This is a genomic window from Kribbella sp. NPDC055071 (assembly GCF_053608045.1).
In genome coordinates this window covers 332,996-347,571 of sequence record NZ_JBSGUS010000001.1, presented here as the reverse complement: position 1 = coordinate 347,571, position 14,576 = coordinate 332,996, and the positions used below count along the sequence as shown (strand labels likewise).

Here is a 14,576-nt window from a genome sequence, read left to right as displayed (position 1 = left end):
TGCGCAAGCCACCATTTCGGGGGCCGGCCCCCGAAATGGTGCAGCGCAACCGCAACCGCGGACGCGAGGAGCTGGGCTGTCGGGGCGGCGGGCTACCAGCTGCCGCCGCCTCCGCCGCCGCCACCGCCGCCGGAGAAGCCACCGCCGCTGAACCCGGACGAGCTACCGCCGCCACCGCCGGAGCTGGCGGGCACGGGCGGGGGCGCGAAGGTCTGGGCGACCGTCGCGCCGACGGCACCGGCCGTCCAGCCGGAGCTGTAGTACGACGGGCCGACGTACCAGTACGGGTCGGGGGTCAGGCGGCCGGCGGCGACGAGCCGCTCGCAGACCTTCTGCCACCGATCGGCCAGGTCGAACGCGATCGCCCACGGGAGGTACTTGCTGAAGATGTCCTCCCCCTCCTCGAACTGCAGCTGATCCGCCTCGGCCGTCGCCAGGTACTGCCGGAAGCCGACCAGCTGATCGGTCACGGCCCGGCCGGCCGGATTCCGCTGGCCGCGACCCCGGATCCGGGTCCAGATGCCAAGGGCAACGATCACCGCGAGCACCGGAATCGCGATCACCACCACCCGGCCGAAACCACTGCTCGCACCGCCTGCCAACCCGGTCGAAGCCGCGACCACCCAGAGCGCGATGAAGGCGAAGCACCCGACGCTCCAGCTGCGCTTGAACCCCGCTGTCCCACCGGCCGCGCGCGGCATCCGCACGTACCAATCACGTTGCTTCACCTGCTGCCGCAGTACGGCGATCATCCCGTCGTGCGCCCGGCGCATGGTCTGGTCGCCGACCGCGCCACGCACCAGCAGCAGCTCGTTGCCCGGCTGCAGTGACGGGAACAGGCCTGACATCAGCTCCTGCTCGTGGGGAGCGGTCGCGACCGCGGGGTTCACCAGGACCGCCTTCTGGGCCTTGCCGTCGTTCTCGATCTTCAGGCCGCCGCGCACGGCCAGGTCGATCAGCGTCGCGGCGGTCTCGGTCGTCGTCGCCTTCGCGTCGATCAGCAAACCGCCCTCGGCCACCGGGATCTTCGGCGGCGAGAACGCGACCGGGAGCTGGCCCTCGGCCAGGTCGTCCTTCACGATCTGCGCCTGGACACCGGCCGGCGGGAAGGTGCCCGGCGGCATCCCGGCGAACCGCTGGTCCTTGTTCCCGAGCCGCGCGTACAGCGAGGCGGCCAGGATCGCGATCAAGCTCAGCCCGCCCGAGCCGATCAGCAACGGCCAGGACAGCCCGTTCCGCTCCATCCAGCTCGGCGGATCGACCACGATCGGCGCGTCGTTGGTCACCACACCGGCCTTGATCCCGGCAACGATCGTCAACTGACTCCCGCGCGGAAGGTTCTCGGCGCCGAAGAGACCTTTCCCCGCGCTCACCGTCTTCAGCGGACAGGTCTCGGTCGATCCGTTCGGTCCGGAGAAGCATTCGACCTGCTGCACACCCTGTGGGACCGTGACGTTGACCGCGACCTTGTTGAGTACGGCGTCCCACGCCGAGCCGGTCGCATCCCAGTACAGCTCACTGTGGTCAGCGAAGTGCCGGAGTGCCCCGCGAACGTCGTACGTGATGACGTACGTCGCGTCGTACCCGGAGATGGTGTCGTTCTCGGAGCCGATCTTGATCCGCAGGACCTGGTCGCGATCTCCGTTGGTCTTCGTCGTCTCGGTGGTGAAGTGATCGGAAACGCCCTTGCCGGCGGTCACCTTGATGTTCGAGACCTCGTACTTCTGGTCCTTGGCGTTGTCGTCGCGGTAGGGCTCGCGGACGATCAGGTCGCGGTAGATACCGTGCCGGCCGGTGTCGCCGAAGGTGTAGTCGATCGTTTCCTTCACCTGCAGCACCCCGTTGGACGCCACCGTGTAATCGATCGTGAAGTTCTTCACCTCGTCGCCGGTCGCGGCCGACGCCGGCGTCGCGAACCCGGCCCCGAATCCCGACACGACCAGGACCGCGACCACCGTGCTGATGACTACCCCGAGTGCCCTACGCATGGTCGCGACCCTACCGACCGGTGGGGTCCGCCCGTGGGAGGCGGCCCGAACGGGCAGGTGCAAGCCTGGACGAATCCGCGACCCGATCACCCTTGTGCCCGGATCACCCTTGTGCCGAGGGGCCGTTAGGTGAATCGTGGGTGGACCAGGAGGAACGTCATGGCAGACAAGACGAACGCTTCCCAAGGCACCGGAGCCGCGCCCGTTGCGGACAGCCCGGACGCCATCCGCAACGTGGTGCTGGTCGGCCCGTCCGGAGCCGGCAAGACCACCCTCGTCGAGGCCCTGCTGGTGGCCTCCGGCGTCCTGAACAGACCCGGCACCGTCCTGGACGGAACCACTGTGTGTGACTACGACGACGCCGAGATCCGGCAGCAACGCTCGGTGGGCCTCTCGCTCGCCTCGCTGCCGCACGAGGGCGTCAAGCTGAACCTCATCGACACCCCTGGGTACGCCGATTTCGTCGGCGAACTGCGGGCGGGTCTGCGCGCCGCGGATTGCGCTCTCTTCGTGATCTCGGCCAGCGAGGGCGTCGACGAGCCGACCAGGTCGGTCTGGAAGGAATGCGCCCAGGTCGGCATGCCGCGGGCGGTGGTGATCACGAAGCTCGACCACGCCCGCGCCAACTACCAGAACGCGCTCGCCGCCGCGCAGGCGTCGTTCGGCGACAAGGTCCTCCCGCTCTATCTGCCCGCCGGTGACGGGCTGATCGGGTTGCTCTCCCAGACCTACTACGGCTACTCCGGCGGCAAACGGTCCGCGTCGGCGCCGGATTCGTCGTACGAGGATGAGATCGAGGAACTCCGGGGCACGGTGATCGAGGGGATCATCGAGGAGTCCGAGGACGAATCGCTGATGGATCGCTACCTCGGCGGCGAAGAGATCGACCAGAAGGTGCTGATCGACGACCTCGAACGCGCGGTCGCCCGGGGATCGTTCTTCCCGGTGATCCCGGTCTGCAGTGGGTCGGGGATCGGCACGTTCGAGCTGCTCGAGGTCGCGACCAGCGGGTTCCCGTCGCCGCCCGAGCACCCGCTGCCCGAGGTTTTCAACCCGCACGGCGTCCCGCGCAAGGGGCTGACCTGCGACCCGGAGGGCCCGTTGCTGGCCGAGGTGGTGAAGACGACCTCGGATCCGTACGTCGGCAGGGTCAGCCTGGTGCGAGTGTTCTCCGGCATCATCAGGCCCGACACGACGGTTCACGTGTCGGGCCATTTCACGTCCTTCTTCGGCGACCAGAACTCGCACGCCGACCACGACGAGGACGAGCGGATCGGCACGCTGTCGTTCCCGCTCGGCAAGGTGCAACGGCCGGCCACGAGCGTGATCGCGGGCGACCTGTGCGCGATCGGGCGGCTGACCCGCGCCGAAACGGGCGACACGCTGTCCGGCAAGGACGATCCGCTGCTGCTGAAGCCGTGGAACATGCCGGAGCCGCTGCTGCCGATCGCCGTACAGGCTCATGCCAAGACCGACGAGGACAAACTCGGGATCGGGCTGCAGCGGCTGGCGGCGGAGGATCCGACGTTGCGGATCGAGCAGAACCCGGAGACGCATCAGATCGTGTTGTGGTGCATGGGCGAGGCCCACGCGGACGTCGTACTCGACGCCCTGGCCAGCCGGTACGGCGTGACCGTCGACACCGTGGAACTGCGGGTGCCGCTGCGGGAGACATTCGGCAGCAAGGCGAAGGGGCACGGACGGCACGTGAAGCAGTCCGGCGGGCACGGGCAGTACGCGGTCTGCGATATCGAGGTCGAGCCGTTGCCGGAAGGGTCGGAGTTCGAGTTCGTCGACAAGGTGGTCGGCGGTGCAGTGCCGCGGCAGTTCATCCCGAGCGTCGAGAAGGGCGTGCGGGCTCAGATGGAGAAGGGCGTCGGTGCCGGCTATCCCGTCGTGAACATTCGGGTCACCTTGCTCGATGGCAAGGCGCACAGCGTCGACTCGTCGGACATGGCGTTCCAGATGGCCGGTGGGCTGGCGCTGCGCGAGGCCGCGGCCGCGTGCCACGTCAACCTGCTCGAGCCGGTCGATCTCGTCTCGGTGCTCGTGCCGGACGAGCTGGTCGGTGCCGTGATGAGCGACCTGTCCGGTCGCCGTGGCCGCCTGCTTGGCACGGACAAGGTCGGCGACGACCGGACGCTGGTCAAGGCCGAGGTGCCGCAGGTGGAGATCACCCGCTACCCGATCGACCTGCGGTCGCTTTCGCACGGCGCTGCGTCGTTCAGCCGGCAGTTCTCCCGCTACGAGGCGATGCCGGATTCCGCGGCCGCGAAAGTGAGGTCCTAGGGTCAGCCCTTGGTGTCGCGGCTGAGGCGGCGCCGGACGTCGCGTGACTTGAGGTACGCGGCGACATCGTCGTACCGCTCGCTCTGGTTCGCGAACTCGATGTACGAGCGCACTCGGTGCAGCCAGTCCAGTGTCGACGGCTTGACCGTGGCGAGTGCCTCGTCGAGGTGAGGCATGGCCAGCGGCGGCTCGCCTCCGGTGGACAGCGCCTCGTCGATCACTCGGTCGACGCCGCGCTCGATCAGCGCGCGCAGGTCGGCGCCGCTGAACATCGGCGTCTGGTTCGCGAGCGCCTTGAGGTCGAGACTGTCGGCGGGCACGTCCTTCACCATCACCGAGAGGATGTCGGCGCGCGCGGGCTCGTCCGGCGGCGGCACGAAGATCACCCGGTCGAAGCGGCCCGGTCGCAGCATGGCTTCGTCGACGTCCCAGGGCGCGTTGGTCGCGGCGAGGACGAGCAGGCCGTCGTTCTCGGAGCCGATCGCGTCGAGCTCCTGCAGCAGTACGTCGACCAGCCGGCGCGCCTCGGATCCGCCGTGCTTGTGCCGGGCGAACGCGAGCGCGTCGAGCTCGTCGAGGAACAGGACACACGGCGCATTCGACCTGGCCCGCTCGAAGGCCTCGTGCAGGTTGCGCTCGGAGACACCGAGATACGGGTCCATCACGTCCTCGATCCGGACGTTCACGAACGGCAGCCCGCACTCCCCTGCCGTCGCCCGCGCCAGCAGCGTCTTGCCACATCCAGGCGGCCCGTAGAGCATCACGCCGCCGCCGGACTTGCGCCCGTACTTCTCGTACAGCTCCGGCCGGCTGAGCGGCAGAATGACCATGCGGTGGATGACCCGCTTGATCTCCTCCATCCCACCGACCTGATCGAAGGTGGTCGCCTCCTTCGGCGCATCCAGCTCGTACGGCGTCTCTGCCTCGGGACCGACCTTGATCTTGACGCCGCTGCGCTTGGCGATCATCTCGTCGACCAGCTGCTGCAGCCGTCCGGTCCCCTCGACCACACCCTGCTGACGCGCGGCCTCGAGCAGGTTCCGCAGGAGTGCGAGCCGACCGTTCTTGGCAGCCAGCTCACCGACCGGCACGAACTGGTCGTCCGGAAGCCCCTGCTGATCAAGGAGTACGACGTACTGGTCGAGCGCCTCCTCCGTGTCGCCGTCGGTCACCAGCGTCTCGGCCAGCAGCAGCCGGAGCAGAATGTCGTCCGGGCTGGCCTCAACCGCCTTCCGCAGCGCGGCGATCCGGTCGTTCATCATGCTCCCCATTTCCGGTTGAGCCAGCGGCGGACGAGAGGTGGAACCACCCAGGAGTACACGCAGAACGCCAGCCAGATCATCGCGAACGCGAACGACAACGTGCCCAGCCCGAGGGCGCGCAGGCCGTAAATGACCGCGACGGCGCCGATCCAGACGACCAGCGGGTTGAGGCGCGCGAAGGGTCGCAGCGGTAGCAGCAGCGGGTGGTTGATCAACCTGGCGGCTCGGGCTGCATCGCGCAGGTCGGCGTCGCCGGGCTGGGACGCCGCGGCCGAGGCGAACGATCGATAGCTCGCTCGCGGATCGCCGGTGAGCATGGACGACGTACCGTGCAAGGCCCGAGTGCGCGGGTCCTCGGGGTCGTGCGACAACGCCTCGGTGCTGTGCCGATGCATGTCGCGGTCGTTGCCAAGGGCGAACGCGACCTGCGCCCGGGCCGCGGACACGACCGCGCTCTCGGGTGCCTGCGACGCCGCGCGCTCGACCAGCGCACTCGCCTTCTCGGCCTGCCCGGCCGCGAGGCAGACGTGCGCGTAGCCGATCAGGAGGTCGGGATCGTTCGGGTCCAGGCTGAGGCCCTGCAGAAAGGCAGCCTCGGCTTCGGGCAAACGCCCTTCGGAGCGCAGCGAGGACCCGAGCACATGCAGCAGCGGAAGGAACGGGCCGTGATGCTCCAGACCGGCACGCAGTACGTCGATCGCCTCGGCGTTCCGGTCGAGCGCGTGCAGAGCGGCACCACGGAACAGGTACGCACGGTAGTCGAGCGCGGCGTCGCCCGTGAGTCCGTGGAGCTCGTCGAGCGTGCGCTCGGGGTGGCCGATCTGCAGCCAATGGCCGGCCAGCTGAAGCCGAGCTTCGGTCGGTTCGCTCACAATGCCCCATCCGCGAGGTAGATGAGCGCCGCCTGGATGGCCAGGCCGCCGAGGGTCGCCGCGATCCCTGGTCCCCAGAGCGGACGGTAATCGGACCCGCGCAACTGGAAGGCGCGGTCCATCGGACGCTGCAGCCGCTGCTGGAGGATCGAGCAGACCACGGCGATGACGGTGGCGGCGACGTTCGGGACGGCGGAGTACGGATCGTCGGCGCCGAGACGACGCTCGAGCACGAGGAACGCTGCCGCGGCGACCACGAATCCGACCACGCCGATCACCAGGATCAGGCGGCGCTTGGCGACGTCCACGCCGAGGCGGCGGGCGTTGAGCCAGGCGATGGCCGTGCCGGCGATCACGCCGCCGAAGAAGGCGACGTACGCCTGTGACATCAGCCGCCAGGGACGCACGGACAGGTCCACACCGGCGCCGATTGTCGGGCGCAAGAGTTCGTCCGGCATAGGGCTCCTCGGGTGGTCAGGTCCGGCCCGCGCAGTGTACTGCCGATGGCCTCGGGCGTACTGCCGATGGCTTCGGGCGTACTGCCGATAGCCTGGCGCGATGAGCGAGAACTGCATCTTCTGCGGCATCGTGGCCGGGACTATTCCGTCGACCCAGGTCGAGGCGAACGACCAGGCGATCGCGTTCATGGACATCAACCCCGCAACGCAAGGCCACCTGCTGGTCATCCCGCGCACCCACTCCACCGACCTGCGGGAGGCCTCCGCCGAAGACCTCATCGCCGCGACCCTGCTCGCCCAGTCGCTGGTGGGCCGGGTGATCGACCGTCTCGACGCCGACGGCGCCAACCTCCTCAGCTGCATCGGCGCCGACGCCTGGCAGTCCGTCTTCCACACCCACCTGCACGTCATCCCGCGCTACAAGGACGACCCCCTGCAGCTCCCCTGGCACCCGACCCCAGGCGACCTGGACGAGATCGGTGCGACCGCCGCGAAGCTAGCGCCGGGCAACTAGCTCGTAGACGGCCAGTAGCTCAGGCAGCAGGACTGACCAGTCGTAGCGGGGTACGGCGGCCAGTCCGGCAGCGCGGAGGTCGTCACGCTCTTTCGGGGCGTCGAGAAGCCGCAGTGCGCGCGTGCTGAGCTCTTGCACGTTGCCTGGCTCGAAGAGCTCGGCCAGGGTGCCGCCGTTCAGGACCTGACGGAAGGCGGGCAGATCACTCGCCAGAACGGGAGTCCCGGCGGCCATGGCCTCGAGCAGGACGATTCCGAAGCTCTCGCCGCCCAGGTGCGGCGCGATGTAGAGATCTGAGCCCGCCAACATGTCAGCGCGGGCCTCGTCGTCCACAGCGCCCAGGAACAGGACGTTGTCGCGACAGTCGGCCGGCAGCAGGCGCCGAGCCTCATCGGCCTGTCCGGCACCGGCCACGAGAACCTTGATGCCGGGACGCTCAGCCACGAGTGTCGGGACGGCACGCATCAGGATGCCGAGTCCCTTCCGTGGCTCGTCCATCCGGCCGAGGATGCTGATCGTCCCGTCGGCGCCTTGCCAGTCGGCCCGCGGACTGCCCTTGAAACGGTCCGTGTACAGGCCGTTCGGGATGACCACAGCCTCGCCGCCAACATGCTGAACCATCATCGACCGAGCGTTCTCGGACACCGCGATCCGCGCGTCGATCTTCTCCAGGGCCGGCCGCAGCAGACTGGATGCGGCACTCATCGCTCGGGACCGGACCTGCCACGTGTGGAACGTCGCGACAAACGGACCACCGGCCGACCACAGCGCGATGATCGACGCACTCGGGGTGGTCGGCTCGTGGACATGCACGACATCGAAGTCACCGTCGGCCAGCCAGCTCTTCACTCGGGCAGCGGTCCGCGGCCCGAAGGTGACCCGCGCGACCGACCCGTTGTACGGGACCCCGACCGCCCGGCCGGACGAGACGACGTACGGCGGAATCGCGCCTGAATCGTCCGCCGGGTCGTCCACCGGCGCCAGCACGGACACCTCGTGCCCTACCTGCAGCAGCGCGTCAGCCAGGTCCCGGACGTGGTTCTGCACCCCGCCGGGGGTGCCCAGCGAGTACGGGCACACCACACCGATCCTCACGCAACGATTCTCACTCGTCGAGGAAAATCCTCTGCAACATGTGCCAGTCCTGCGGGTGAGCGGCGATCCCCTGGGCGAAGGCGTCCGCGCAGCGTTGGGTCATCGCGGCCGTGCCTCCGTCGGGCTCGATCGTGTCGTGGAAGGTGATGACCAGGTCGGTCCCGTCGTAGTGCAGGGTCGCCGGGATGAGCGGCGACCCGGTCCGCAGGCTCAGCGCCGCTGGACCGGCCGGCATCCGGGACGGACGGCCGAAGAACGTCACCGGGACACCGCGCTCGGACAGATCCCGTTCCGCGACCAGGCAGACGAATCCGCCCGCGCGCAGGCGTTCCGCGAGTACGCCGGTCACGTCCTGGTCGCCGCCCGTCAACGGGAGGACCTCCATACCCAACTTCTTGCGATACGCGATGAACCGGTCGAACAGCGACTCCGGCTGCAACCGCTCGGCCACAGTCGAGACCGGCATCCCGGTCCGGCCGGCCCAGGCGCCCGCATGGTCGTAGTTCGCCAGGTGTGGCAGGGCGCAGATCACCCCGTTGCCGGCGGCGTACGCGTCCCGCAGTAGCTTCTCGTTGACGGTCCGGACCCGCCCGACGATCTCCTCGTCGGTCCACACCGGCAGCCGGAACGCCTCCTGCCAGTAGCGCAGGTACGAGCGCATCCCGGCCTTGGTCAGCGCATCGAGCTCAGCCTCGCCGGCGTCCGGGCGAACCACGGCCAGGTTGCCGCGCAACCGCCGTACGCCCCGGCCGTTCTTCCGGACGACGCGGTCCGCGACCTTCCGGAACAGCCACGTCACGGTCGATTCGGGCAGGCGTCGGACCAGAGCCCAGGCGAGTGCGAAGGCCAGATCGACAGCCTGTTGGCGGAGGCCGCCCATCGGTCTGCTCCCTCTCCGTCAGTTCTGTCAGCTCTGCGCGTCGGGCTCGGCCGGTGGTGGTGTCGGCGGGGTGTCGAGCCCTGCGCCGGCCGGGTCCGACAGGACCTGCTTGCGGACCGACATCGTCCGCTGGAACACCGTGATCGTGCTGGCGATCGCGAGCGCCCACAGGACGATCTTGAGCAGGATCGGCAGGTTGAACACGTCGGAGAAGAACGCGATCACGAGCACCGAGACCAGACGGTCCGCGCGCTCGGCCAGGCCGCCGCTGGCCTTCAGGCCGAGGCTTTCGGCCTTGGCCCGCGCGTACGACGTGGTCGCGCCCATCACCAGCGCCCACAGCGTCACCGCCGCCATGAGCTTGGAACCGCCCTCGTCGGAGTTGGCGTAGTAGATCACGAGGCCACCGAAGATCGCGCCGTCACCGAGGCGATCCAGCGTGGAGTCCAGGTACGAACCCCACTTCGACGAGGTGCCCGAGGTCCGGGCCATGGTGCCGTCGAGCAGGTCGGAGAAGACGAAGCAGGTGATGATCACCACGCCCAGCCAGAGCTGACCGCGGGGGAAGAAGATCAGCGCGGCCGCGACCACCCCGATCGTGCCCACAAGCGTGACCGCATCGGCGCTCACGCCGAGCTTGAGCAGGAGGTTGGCGATCGGCGTGATCACCTTGGTCCAGAACTGCCGGAATCTGTTAAGCATGGCGACGCGATCGTAGTCCAGACCCATCACCAAACGATGACAAGGCTCTCGGTTCGGACTGCGGAGTCCGGGTATTCGAGCCATGCTGGAGCCAGTGAGGAGGTGGGTGCATGCGGCACAGAGTCCTCGCGGGCGCCCTCGCCCTCCTGCTGGCCACGTCCGGATGCGGCGTCGCGCGCCGCGCGAACGAGTCCCGGCCACCGATCGTCCCGGCACCCGCGGTCGTGCCCACGGCCATTGCTCCCCCACAAGCCGAAGGCCTCGACGGTACGGCGGGCGCACCCGGACCACAGGTCTGTACGGCGATCACCCGCACGCTCACCCAACAGCTCCGTGTCCCGGTCGCCGCGAAGCCGAACGCCTGGAACGACGGCGGCCTCCCATCGATGGACCTGTGCACGCTGCTCGTCGAGGACCGGGTCGTGACGGTCGGTGTGACCGCTCTCCCGAGTCAGGCCGATTCGCTGAGTCGGCTGATGATCGGCGCGGGCGCTGTCTCGCCGCTGCCGGAGCTTGGACCGGATGCCCGAATCGCCGAGTCCCGGCTGGCGTTCCCGGTTGGTGACCGCGCCGTGCGGGTCACTCCGATCGGCGGGATCGACCGTGGGAACGCCGACGGCATCGACCGGGCCAAGGCGGTCGCAATCGCGGTTGCCGCGCGGGACGCCGTACCGAAGACTCTTCGGGCGGCGCGGCAGTCGGATGCAGCGTGTCAGGTGTCGAACTCGGCGGCCGAGCGGTTCGTCGGCCTGCATGTGCAGTTACGGCGGGACTACCGGTTGAAGGGCGCTTTGACCTGCATCTGGGGATCCTTCGACGCGACGGTGTCGATCGTCGAGGCCTTCGACCAGCCGACCATCCCGGAAGCGCAACGAACCCCACCGCCGCAGAACGCGCCGATCGGGCAGCCCGGCTATTACCTGCCGGAGCAAGGCGAACTGGTCTTCCGCCAAGGCCGCCGCGTCGTCCGGGTCACCGGCCTGACCAACCCGCCGCGCGAGGTCCCACTGGCAACACTCGAGGGCATCGTGGACCCACTGCTACCACTTTTCCTCCGCTGACCAACTTCCGGGCGGCGTCGGCTACGGCCAGGACTTGGCCAGCAGGGCGCGGGTGTCCGGGAGGAGTTGCGGCAGGACCTTCGTGTGGGCGATCGCGGGCATGAAGTTGGTATCGCCGGCCCACCTCGGCACGACGTGCTGGTGGAGGTGGGCGGCGATACCGGCGCCGGCGATCTCGCCTTGATTCATGCCGATGTTGAAACCGTGCGCCCCGGACACCGTGCGCACCGCCTGCATCGCTTGCTGGGTGAGCGCGGCGACATCGCTGACCTCGTCGTCGGTCAGCTCGGTGTAGTCGGCCACATGCCGGTAGGGCACGACCATGAGGTGACCAGGGTTGTACGGGTACAGGTTCAGCACCGCGTACGCCGCTTCACCCCGATGCACGATCAGCGCCTCGGCGTCCGGCAACCCGGGCAGCCGGCAGAACGGGCAGCCCGCGCCGGCCTCCGAGCTGGTCGGTTTGTTCTCCCCTTCGATGTACACCATCCGATGCGGCGTCCACAGCCGCATGAACGCATCCGGATCCCCGACCCCGTCCTGCACCACCAGCTCATCCGGCACGTACGGCGACTCCGGCACGCCGACGGGATCGGGGGTATCCGTCATACCTGGACGCGCTTCTGGACGGCTTCGACGATCTCGGTGACGGCGTCGGCGATCGGGATGCCGTTCTTCTGCTCGCCGTCGCGGTAGCGGAACGACACCGAGCCGGCGGCCATGTCGTCGTCACCGGCGATCAGCATGAACGGCACCTTCGACTTCTGCGCGTTCCGGATCTTCTTCTGCATCCGGTCGTCGGACGAGTCGATCTCGACCCGGATCCCCTGCGCCTTCAGCTGCGCGGCAACGTCGTACAGGTAGTCGACATGGCCGTCGGTGATCGGGATGCCGACGACCTGGACCGGGGCCAGCCAGGGCGGGAACGCGCCGGCGTAGTGCTCGGTGAGCACAGCGACGAACCGCTCGATCGAGCCGAACAGTGCGCGGTGAATCATCACCGGCCGTTGCCGCGAGCCGTCCGGCGCGGTGTACTCCAGCTCGAACCGCTCCGGCAGGTTGAAGTCCAGCTGGATCGTCGACATCTGCCAGGTCCGGCCGATCGCGTCCTTCGCCTGGACCGAGATCTTCGGGCCGTAGAACGCGGCGCCGCCCGGGTCCGGGACCAGCTCGAGGCCGGATCCCTCGGCGACCTCACGCAGGGTCTCGGTCGCCTCCTCCCAAACCTCGTCCGAGCCGACGAACTTGTCCGGGTTCTTGGTGGAGAGCTCGAGGTAGAAGTCGTCGAGGCCGTAGTCGTGGAGCAGACCGAGCACGAACGTGAGCAGGTTGCGCAGCTCGTCGCGCATCTGCTCGCGGGTGCAGTAGATGTGCGCGTCGTCCTGGGTGAAACCGCGCGCCCGCGTCATACCGTGCACGACCCCGGACTTCTCCAGCCGGTAGACCGTGCCGAACTCGAACAACCGCAGCGGCAGCTCGCGGTAGGACCGGCCACGGGCAGCGAAGATCAGGTTGTGCATCGGGCAGTTCATCGGCTTCAGGTAGTAGTCCTGGCCCTGCTTGCGGATCTGCCCGTCCGCGCCACGCTCCTCGTCCAGGTGCATGGGCGGGTACATGCCGTCGGCGTACCAGTCCAGGTGGCCCGAGGTCTCGAACAGCTGCGCCTTGGTGATGTGTGGTGAGTAGACGAACTCGTAGCCGTCCTCGACGTGCCGCTGACGGGAGTAGTCCTCCATCACCTTCCGCAGCACGCCGCCCTTCGGGTGGAACACCGCCAGGCCCGAGCCGATCTCGTCCGGGAAGCTGAACAGGTCGAGCTCGGTGCCGAGCTTGCGGTGGTCGCGCTTGGCCGCCTCCTCGAGCCGGTTCAGGTACGCCTTGAGCTCGTCCCTGCTTTCCCAGGCGGTCCCGTAGATGCGCTGCAACTGCGGGTTCTTCTCGCTTCCCCGCCAGTACGCCGCCGCCGTCCGCATCAGCTTGAAGTTGCCCAGGTAGCCGGTCGCCGGCACGTGCGGACCCCGGCAGAGGTCCTTCCAGGCGACGGTGTCGTCACGCCGGACGTTGTCGTAGATCGTCAGCTCGCCACCGCCGACCTCGACCGACGCGCCCTCGGCAGCGTCGGCCGCCGACCCCTTGATGCCGATCAGCTCGAGCTTGTACGGCTCGGTGGCCAGCTCGGCCCGCGCGTCGTCGTCGGTGACCACCCGGCGGCTGAACCGCTGCCGCTCCTTGATGATCTGCTGCATCTTCTTCTCGAGCTTGCCCAGATCGTCCGGCGTGAACGGCGTCGGTACGTCGAAGTCGTAGTAGAACCCGTTCTCCACCGGCGGCCCGATGCCGAGCTTGGCCTCCGGGAACAGGTCCTGCACTGCCTGCGCCAGCACGTGCGCGGTCGAGTGCCGGATGATCGCGCGGCCGTCCGCGGACGCGGCCTTCACCGGCTCGATCTTGTCGCCGTCGGAGACGACCCGGGACAGATCCCGCAGCTCACCGTTGACGCGCGCGGCGATGGCGGAGCGGTCCTGACCGAAGATCTCGGCGAACAGCTCCCCGATCGTCGTCGTCTCGGTCACACTCCGCTCAGCCTCGCCCTCGACGCCGACCAGATGAACCTTGACTTCCGACACGGTACGCTCCTTCAGCTGCCTGCGATCGGCCGATTGCCGGTCACGTCACAGATGGTATCGACTTCCGGCCGTCGGCCTGACGCGGTATCCACAGCCACCGGCCCCTAACGAAAGTCGGGGTGCGGTCCCACCGATGGTCGGATGTGTGGAGGGGGTCGCACTTTCTAGGTTCGAGTCATGAGTGAATCCATCCTGCACCTGGCCAACGAGTTGATGTCCTCGGGGTGGATCTACCTGGCGCTGTGGGGGTTCGCTGCGCTGGACGGGTTCTTTCCAGTCATCCCCTCAGAGACTCTGATCGTCACGGCCGGAGTGTTCGCGGCCGCGAGCGGTGAGCCCAATCTGTACGTCGTCGTCGTGGTCGCCGCGATCGGAGCATTCATCGGGGATCACGTCTCCTATGCGCTCGGCCGCGGCGCCGGCGGGCGGCTGCTCGATCGGGTGAAGCCCGGAACCAAGCGGCACGCCGCTGTGAGGTGGGCTCGGCGGTCACTCGCTGAACGCGGCGGACTGGTCCTCGTGGTCGCCCGGTACGTGCCAGGAGGTCGCACCGCGGTCACGCTGACGATGGGGTCGGTGCGGTACCCACTGCGGCAGTTCTCGCCGTTTGCCGCGCTCGCGGCGGTCAGCTGGGCGCTTTACTGCTCGCTGGTCGGCTATATCGGCGGGAAGGCGTTCGAGGACAATCCGCTGAAGGGCGTGATCCTCGGAATCGGTCTGGCGCTCGCAGTCACCGCGATCGTCGAGCTGGTTCGGCACCGGCTCCGTAAGCGTCGGAACACTCAAGCTGAGGTAGACCCTGAGCTCGTGGGAACAGGTAGGCGGTGA

At 68.4% G+C, this 14,576-nt stretch carries 13 protein-coding genes; 4 read left to right on the top strand and 9 right to left on the bottom strand.

The features are described from left to right. Nucleotides 1–92: 92 nt before the first annotated feature. A complete protein-coding gene (locus ACWF4Z_RS01660; protein ID WP_452240967.1) occupies nt 93–1,988 on the bottom strand; it encodes a DUF2207 domain-containing protein in 1,896 nt (631 codons plus the stop codon). A 159-nt stretch (nt 1,989–2,147) separates the two neighbouring features. Here ACWF4Z_RS01660 and ACWF4Z_RS01655 point away from each other — a divergent pair, with 159 nt between their 5' ends. After that, nucleotides 2,148–4,277 (top strand): elongation factor G-like protein EF-G2, encoded by a 2,130-nt coding sequence (locus ACWF4Z_RS01655; RefSeq protein WP_452240966.1) that lies wholly within the window; start codon nt 2,148–2,150, stop codon nt 4,275–4,277. A 2-nt stretch (nt 4,278–4,279) separates the two neighbouring features. Here the strand turns inward: ACWF4Z_RS01655 and ACWF4Z_RS01650 are convergent, their stop codons facing one another. The 3 genes from ACWF4Z_RS01650 to ACWF4Z_RS01640 are packed head-to-tail and all read right to left on the bottom strand — an operon-like array spanning nt 4,280 to nt 6,869. Further along, complete coding sequence (locus tag ACWF4Z_RS01650) at nt 4,280–5,539, bottom strand: tetratricopeptide repeat protein (RefSeq protein ID WP_452240965.1); 1,260 nt, start codon at nt 5,537–5,539, stop codon at nt 4,280–4,282. Continuing rightward, nucleotides 5,536–6,411, bottom strand: coding sequence for a tetratricopeptide repeat protein (locus tag ACWF4Z_RS01645; RefSeq protein ID WP_452240964.1), 876 nt, complete (start codon nt 6,409–6,411; stop codon nt 5,536–5,538). Before ACWF4Z_RS01645 ends, ACWF4Z_RS01650 begins: the two co-directional genes overlap by 4 nt. Then, entirely contained in the window at nt 6,408–6,869 is a 462-nt protein-coding gene (locus ACWF4Z_RS01640; protein ID WP_452240963.1) for a hypothetical protein, read from the bottom strand. The genes ACWF4Z_RS01645 and ACWF4Z_RS01640 overlap by 4 nt, the downstream gene beginning before the upstream one ends. 100 nt (nt 6,870–6,969) lie before the next feature. Here ACWF4Z_RS01640 and ACWF4Z_RS01635 point away from each other — a divergent pair, with 100 nt between their 5' ends. Beyond that, entirely contained in the window at nt 6,970–7,383 is a 414-nt protein-coding gene (locus tag ACWF4Z_RS01635) for an HIT family protein (protein WP_452240962.1), read from the top strand. On the opposite strand, the gene ACWF4Z_RS01630 is transcribed toward ACWF4Z_RS01635, so the two are convergent. From ACWF4Z_RS01630 to pgsA, 3 genes are read right to left on the bottom strand one after another with little or no spacing between them, the layout of a single operon-like run. Next, complete coding sequence (locus ACWF4Z_RS01630; protein WP_452240961.1) at nt 7,366–8,478, bottom strand: glycosyltransferase family 4 protein; 1,113 nt, start codon at nt 8,476–8,478, stop codon at nt 7,366–7,368. The two genes, ACWF4Z_RS01635 and ACWF4Z_RS01630, sit on opposite strands and share 18 nt — an antisense overlap. 10 nt (nt 8,479–8,488) lie before the next feature. Then, entirely contained in the window at nt 8,489–9,358 is an 870-nt protein-coding gene (locus ACWF4Z_RS01625) for a phosphatidylinositol mannoside acyltransferase (protein ID WP_452240960.1), read from the bottom strand. Between the two features lie 27 nt (nt 9,359–9,385). After that, the gene (pgsA, locus tag ACWF4Z_RS01620) at nt 9,386–10,060 is read right to left on the bottom strand and encodes a phosphatidylinositol phosphate synthase (protein WP_452240959.1); all 675 of its coding nucleotides are present in this window, start codon (nt 10,058–10,060) and stop codon (nt 9,386–9,388) included. 110 nt (nt 10,061–10,170) lie between these two features. On the opposite strand from pgsA, the gene ACWF4Z_RS01615 reads away from it, so the two are divergent. Beyond that, complete coding sequence (locus ACWF4Z_RS01615) at nt 10,171–11,121, top strand: hypothetical protein (RefSeq protein ID WP_452240958.1); 951 nt, start codon at nt 10,171–10,173, stop codon at nt 11,119–11,121. Nucleotides 11,122–11,142: 21 nt separating this feature from the next. On the opposite strand, the gene ACWF4Z_RS01610 is transcribed toward ACWF4Z_RS01615, so the two are convergent. Together ACWF4Z_RS01610 and thrS are read right to left on the bottom strand one after the other, a co-directional pair. Beyond that, nucleotides 11,143–11,730, bottom strand: a complete 588-nt coding sequence (locus ACWF4Z_RS01610) for an HIT family protein (RefSeq protein ID WP_452240957.1) — start codon at nt 11,728–11,730, stop codon at nt 11,143–11,145. After that, nucleotides 11,727–13,748 carry a threonine--tRNA ligase gene (gene thrS / locus ACWF4Z_RS01605; RefSeq protein WP_452240956.1) on the bottom strand — a complete coding sequence of 674 codons (2,022 nt, stop codon included), beginning with the start codon at nt 13,746–13,748 and terminating at the stop codon, nt 11,727–11,729. The genes ACWF4Z_RS01610 and thrS overlap by 4 nt, the downstream gene beginning before the upstream one ends. Before the next feature lie 177 nt (nt 13,749–13,925). Here thrS and ACWF4Z_RS01600 point away from each other — a divergent pair, with 177 nt between their 5' ends. Further along, on the top strand, nt 13,926–14,576 hold the full coding sequence (locus ACWF4Z_RS01600; protein ID WP_452240955.1) for a DedA family protein: 651 nt from the start codon (nt 13,926–13,928) through the stop codon (nt 14,574–14,576).

Bases quoted from the DNA above. Each gene is read 5' to 3' on its own strand.
- ACWF4Z_RS01625 (WP_452240960.1), bottom strand. From the start codon at position 9,358: ATGGGCGGCCTCCGCCAACAGGCTGTCGATCTGGCCTTCGCACTCGCC.
- pgsA (WP_452240959.1), bottom strand. From the start codon at position 10,060: ATGCTTAACAGATTCCGGCAGTTCTGGACCAAGGTGATCACGCCGATC.
- ACWF4Z_RS01635 (WP_452240962.1), top strand. From the start codon at position 6,970: ATGAGCGAGAACTGCATCTTCTGCGGCATCGTGGCCGGGACTATTCCG.
- ACWF4Z_RS01660 (WP_452240967.1), bottom strand. From the start codon at position 1,988: ATGCGTAGGGCACTCGGGGTAGTCATCAGCACGGTGGTCGCGGTCCTG.
- ACWF4Z_RS01650 (WP_452240965.1), bottom strand. From the start codon at position 5,539: ATGATGAACGACCGGATCGCCGCGCTGCGGAAGGCGGTTGAGGCCAGC.
- ACWF4Z_RS01640 (WP_452240963.1), bottom strand. From the start codon at position 6,869: ATGCCGGACGAACTCTTGCGCCCGACAATCGGCGCCGGTGTGGACCTG.
- ACWF4Z_RS01600 (WP_452240955.1), top strand. From the start codon at position 13,926: ATGAGTGAATCCATCCTGCACCTGGCCAACGAGTTGATGTCCTCGGGG.
- ACWF4Z_RS01655 (WP_452240966.1), top strand. From the start codon at position 2,148: ATGGCAGACAAGACGAACGCTTCCCAAGGCACCGGAGCCGCGCCCGTT.
- ACWF4Z_RS01610 (WP_452240957.1), bottom strand. From the start codon at position 11,730: ATGACGGATACCCCCGATCCCGTCGGCGTGCCGGAGTCGCCGTACGTG.
- ACWF4Z_RS01615 (WP_452240958.1), top strand. From the start codon at position 10,171: ATGCGGCACAGAGTCCTCGCGGGCGCCCTCGCCCTCCTGCTGGCCACG.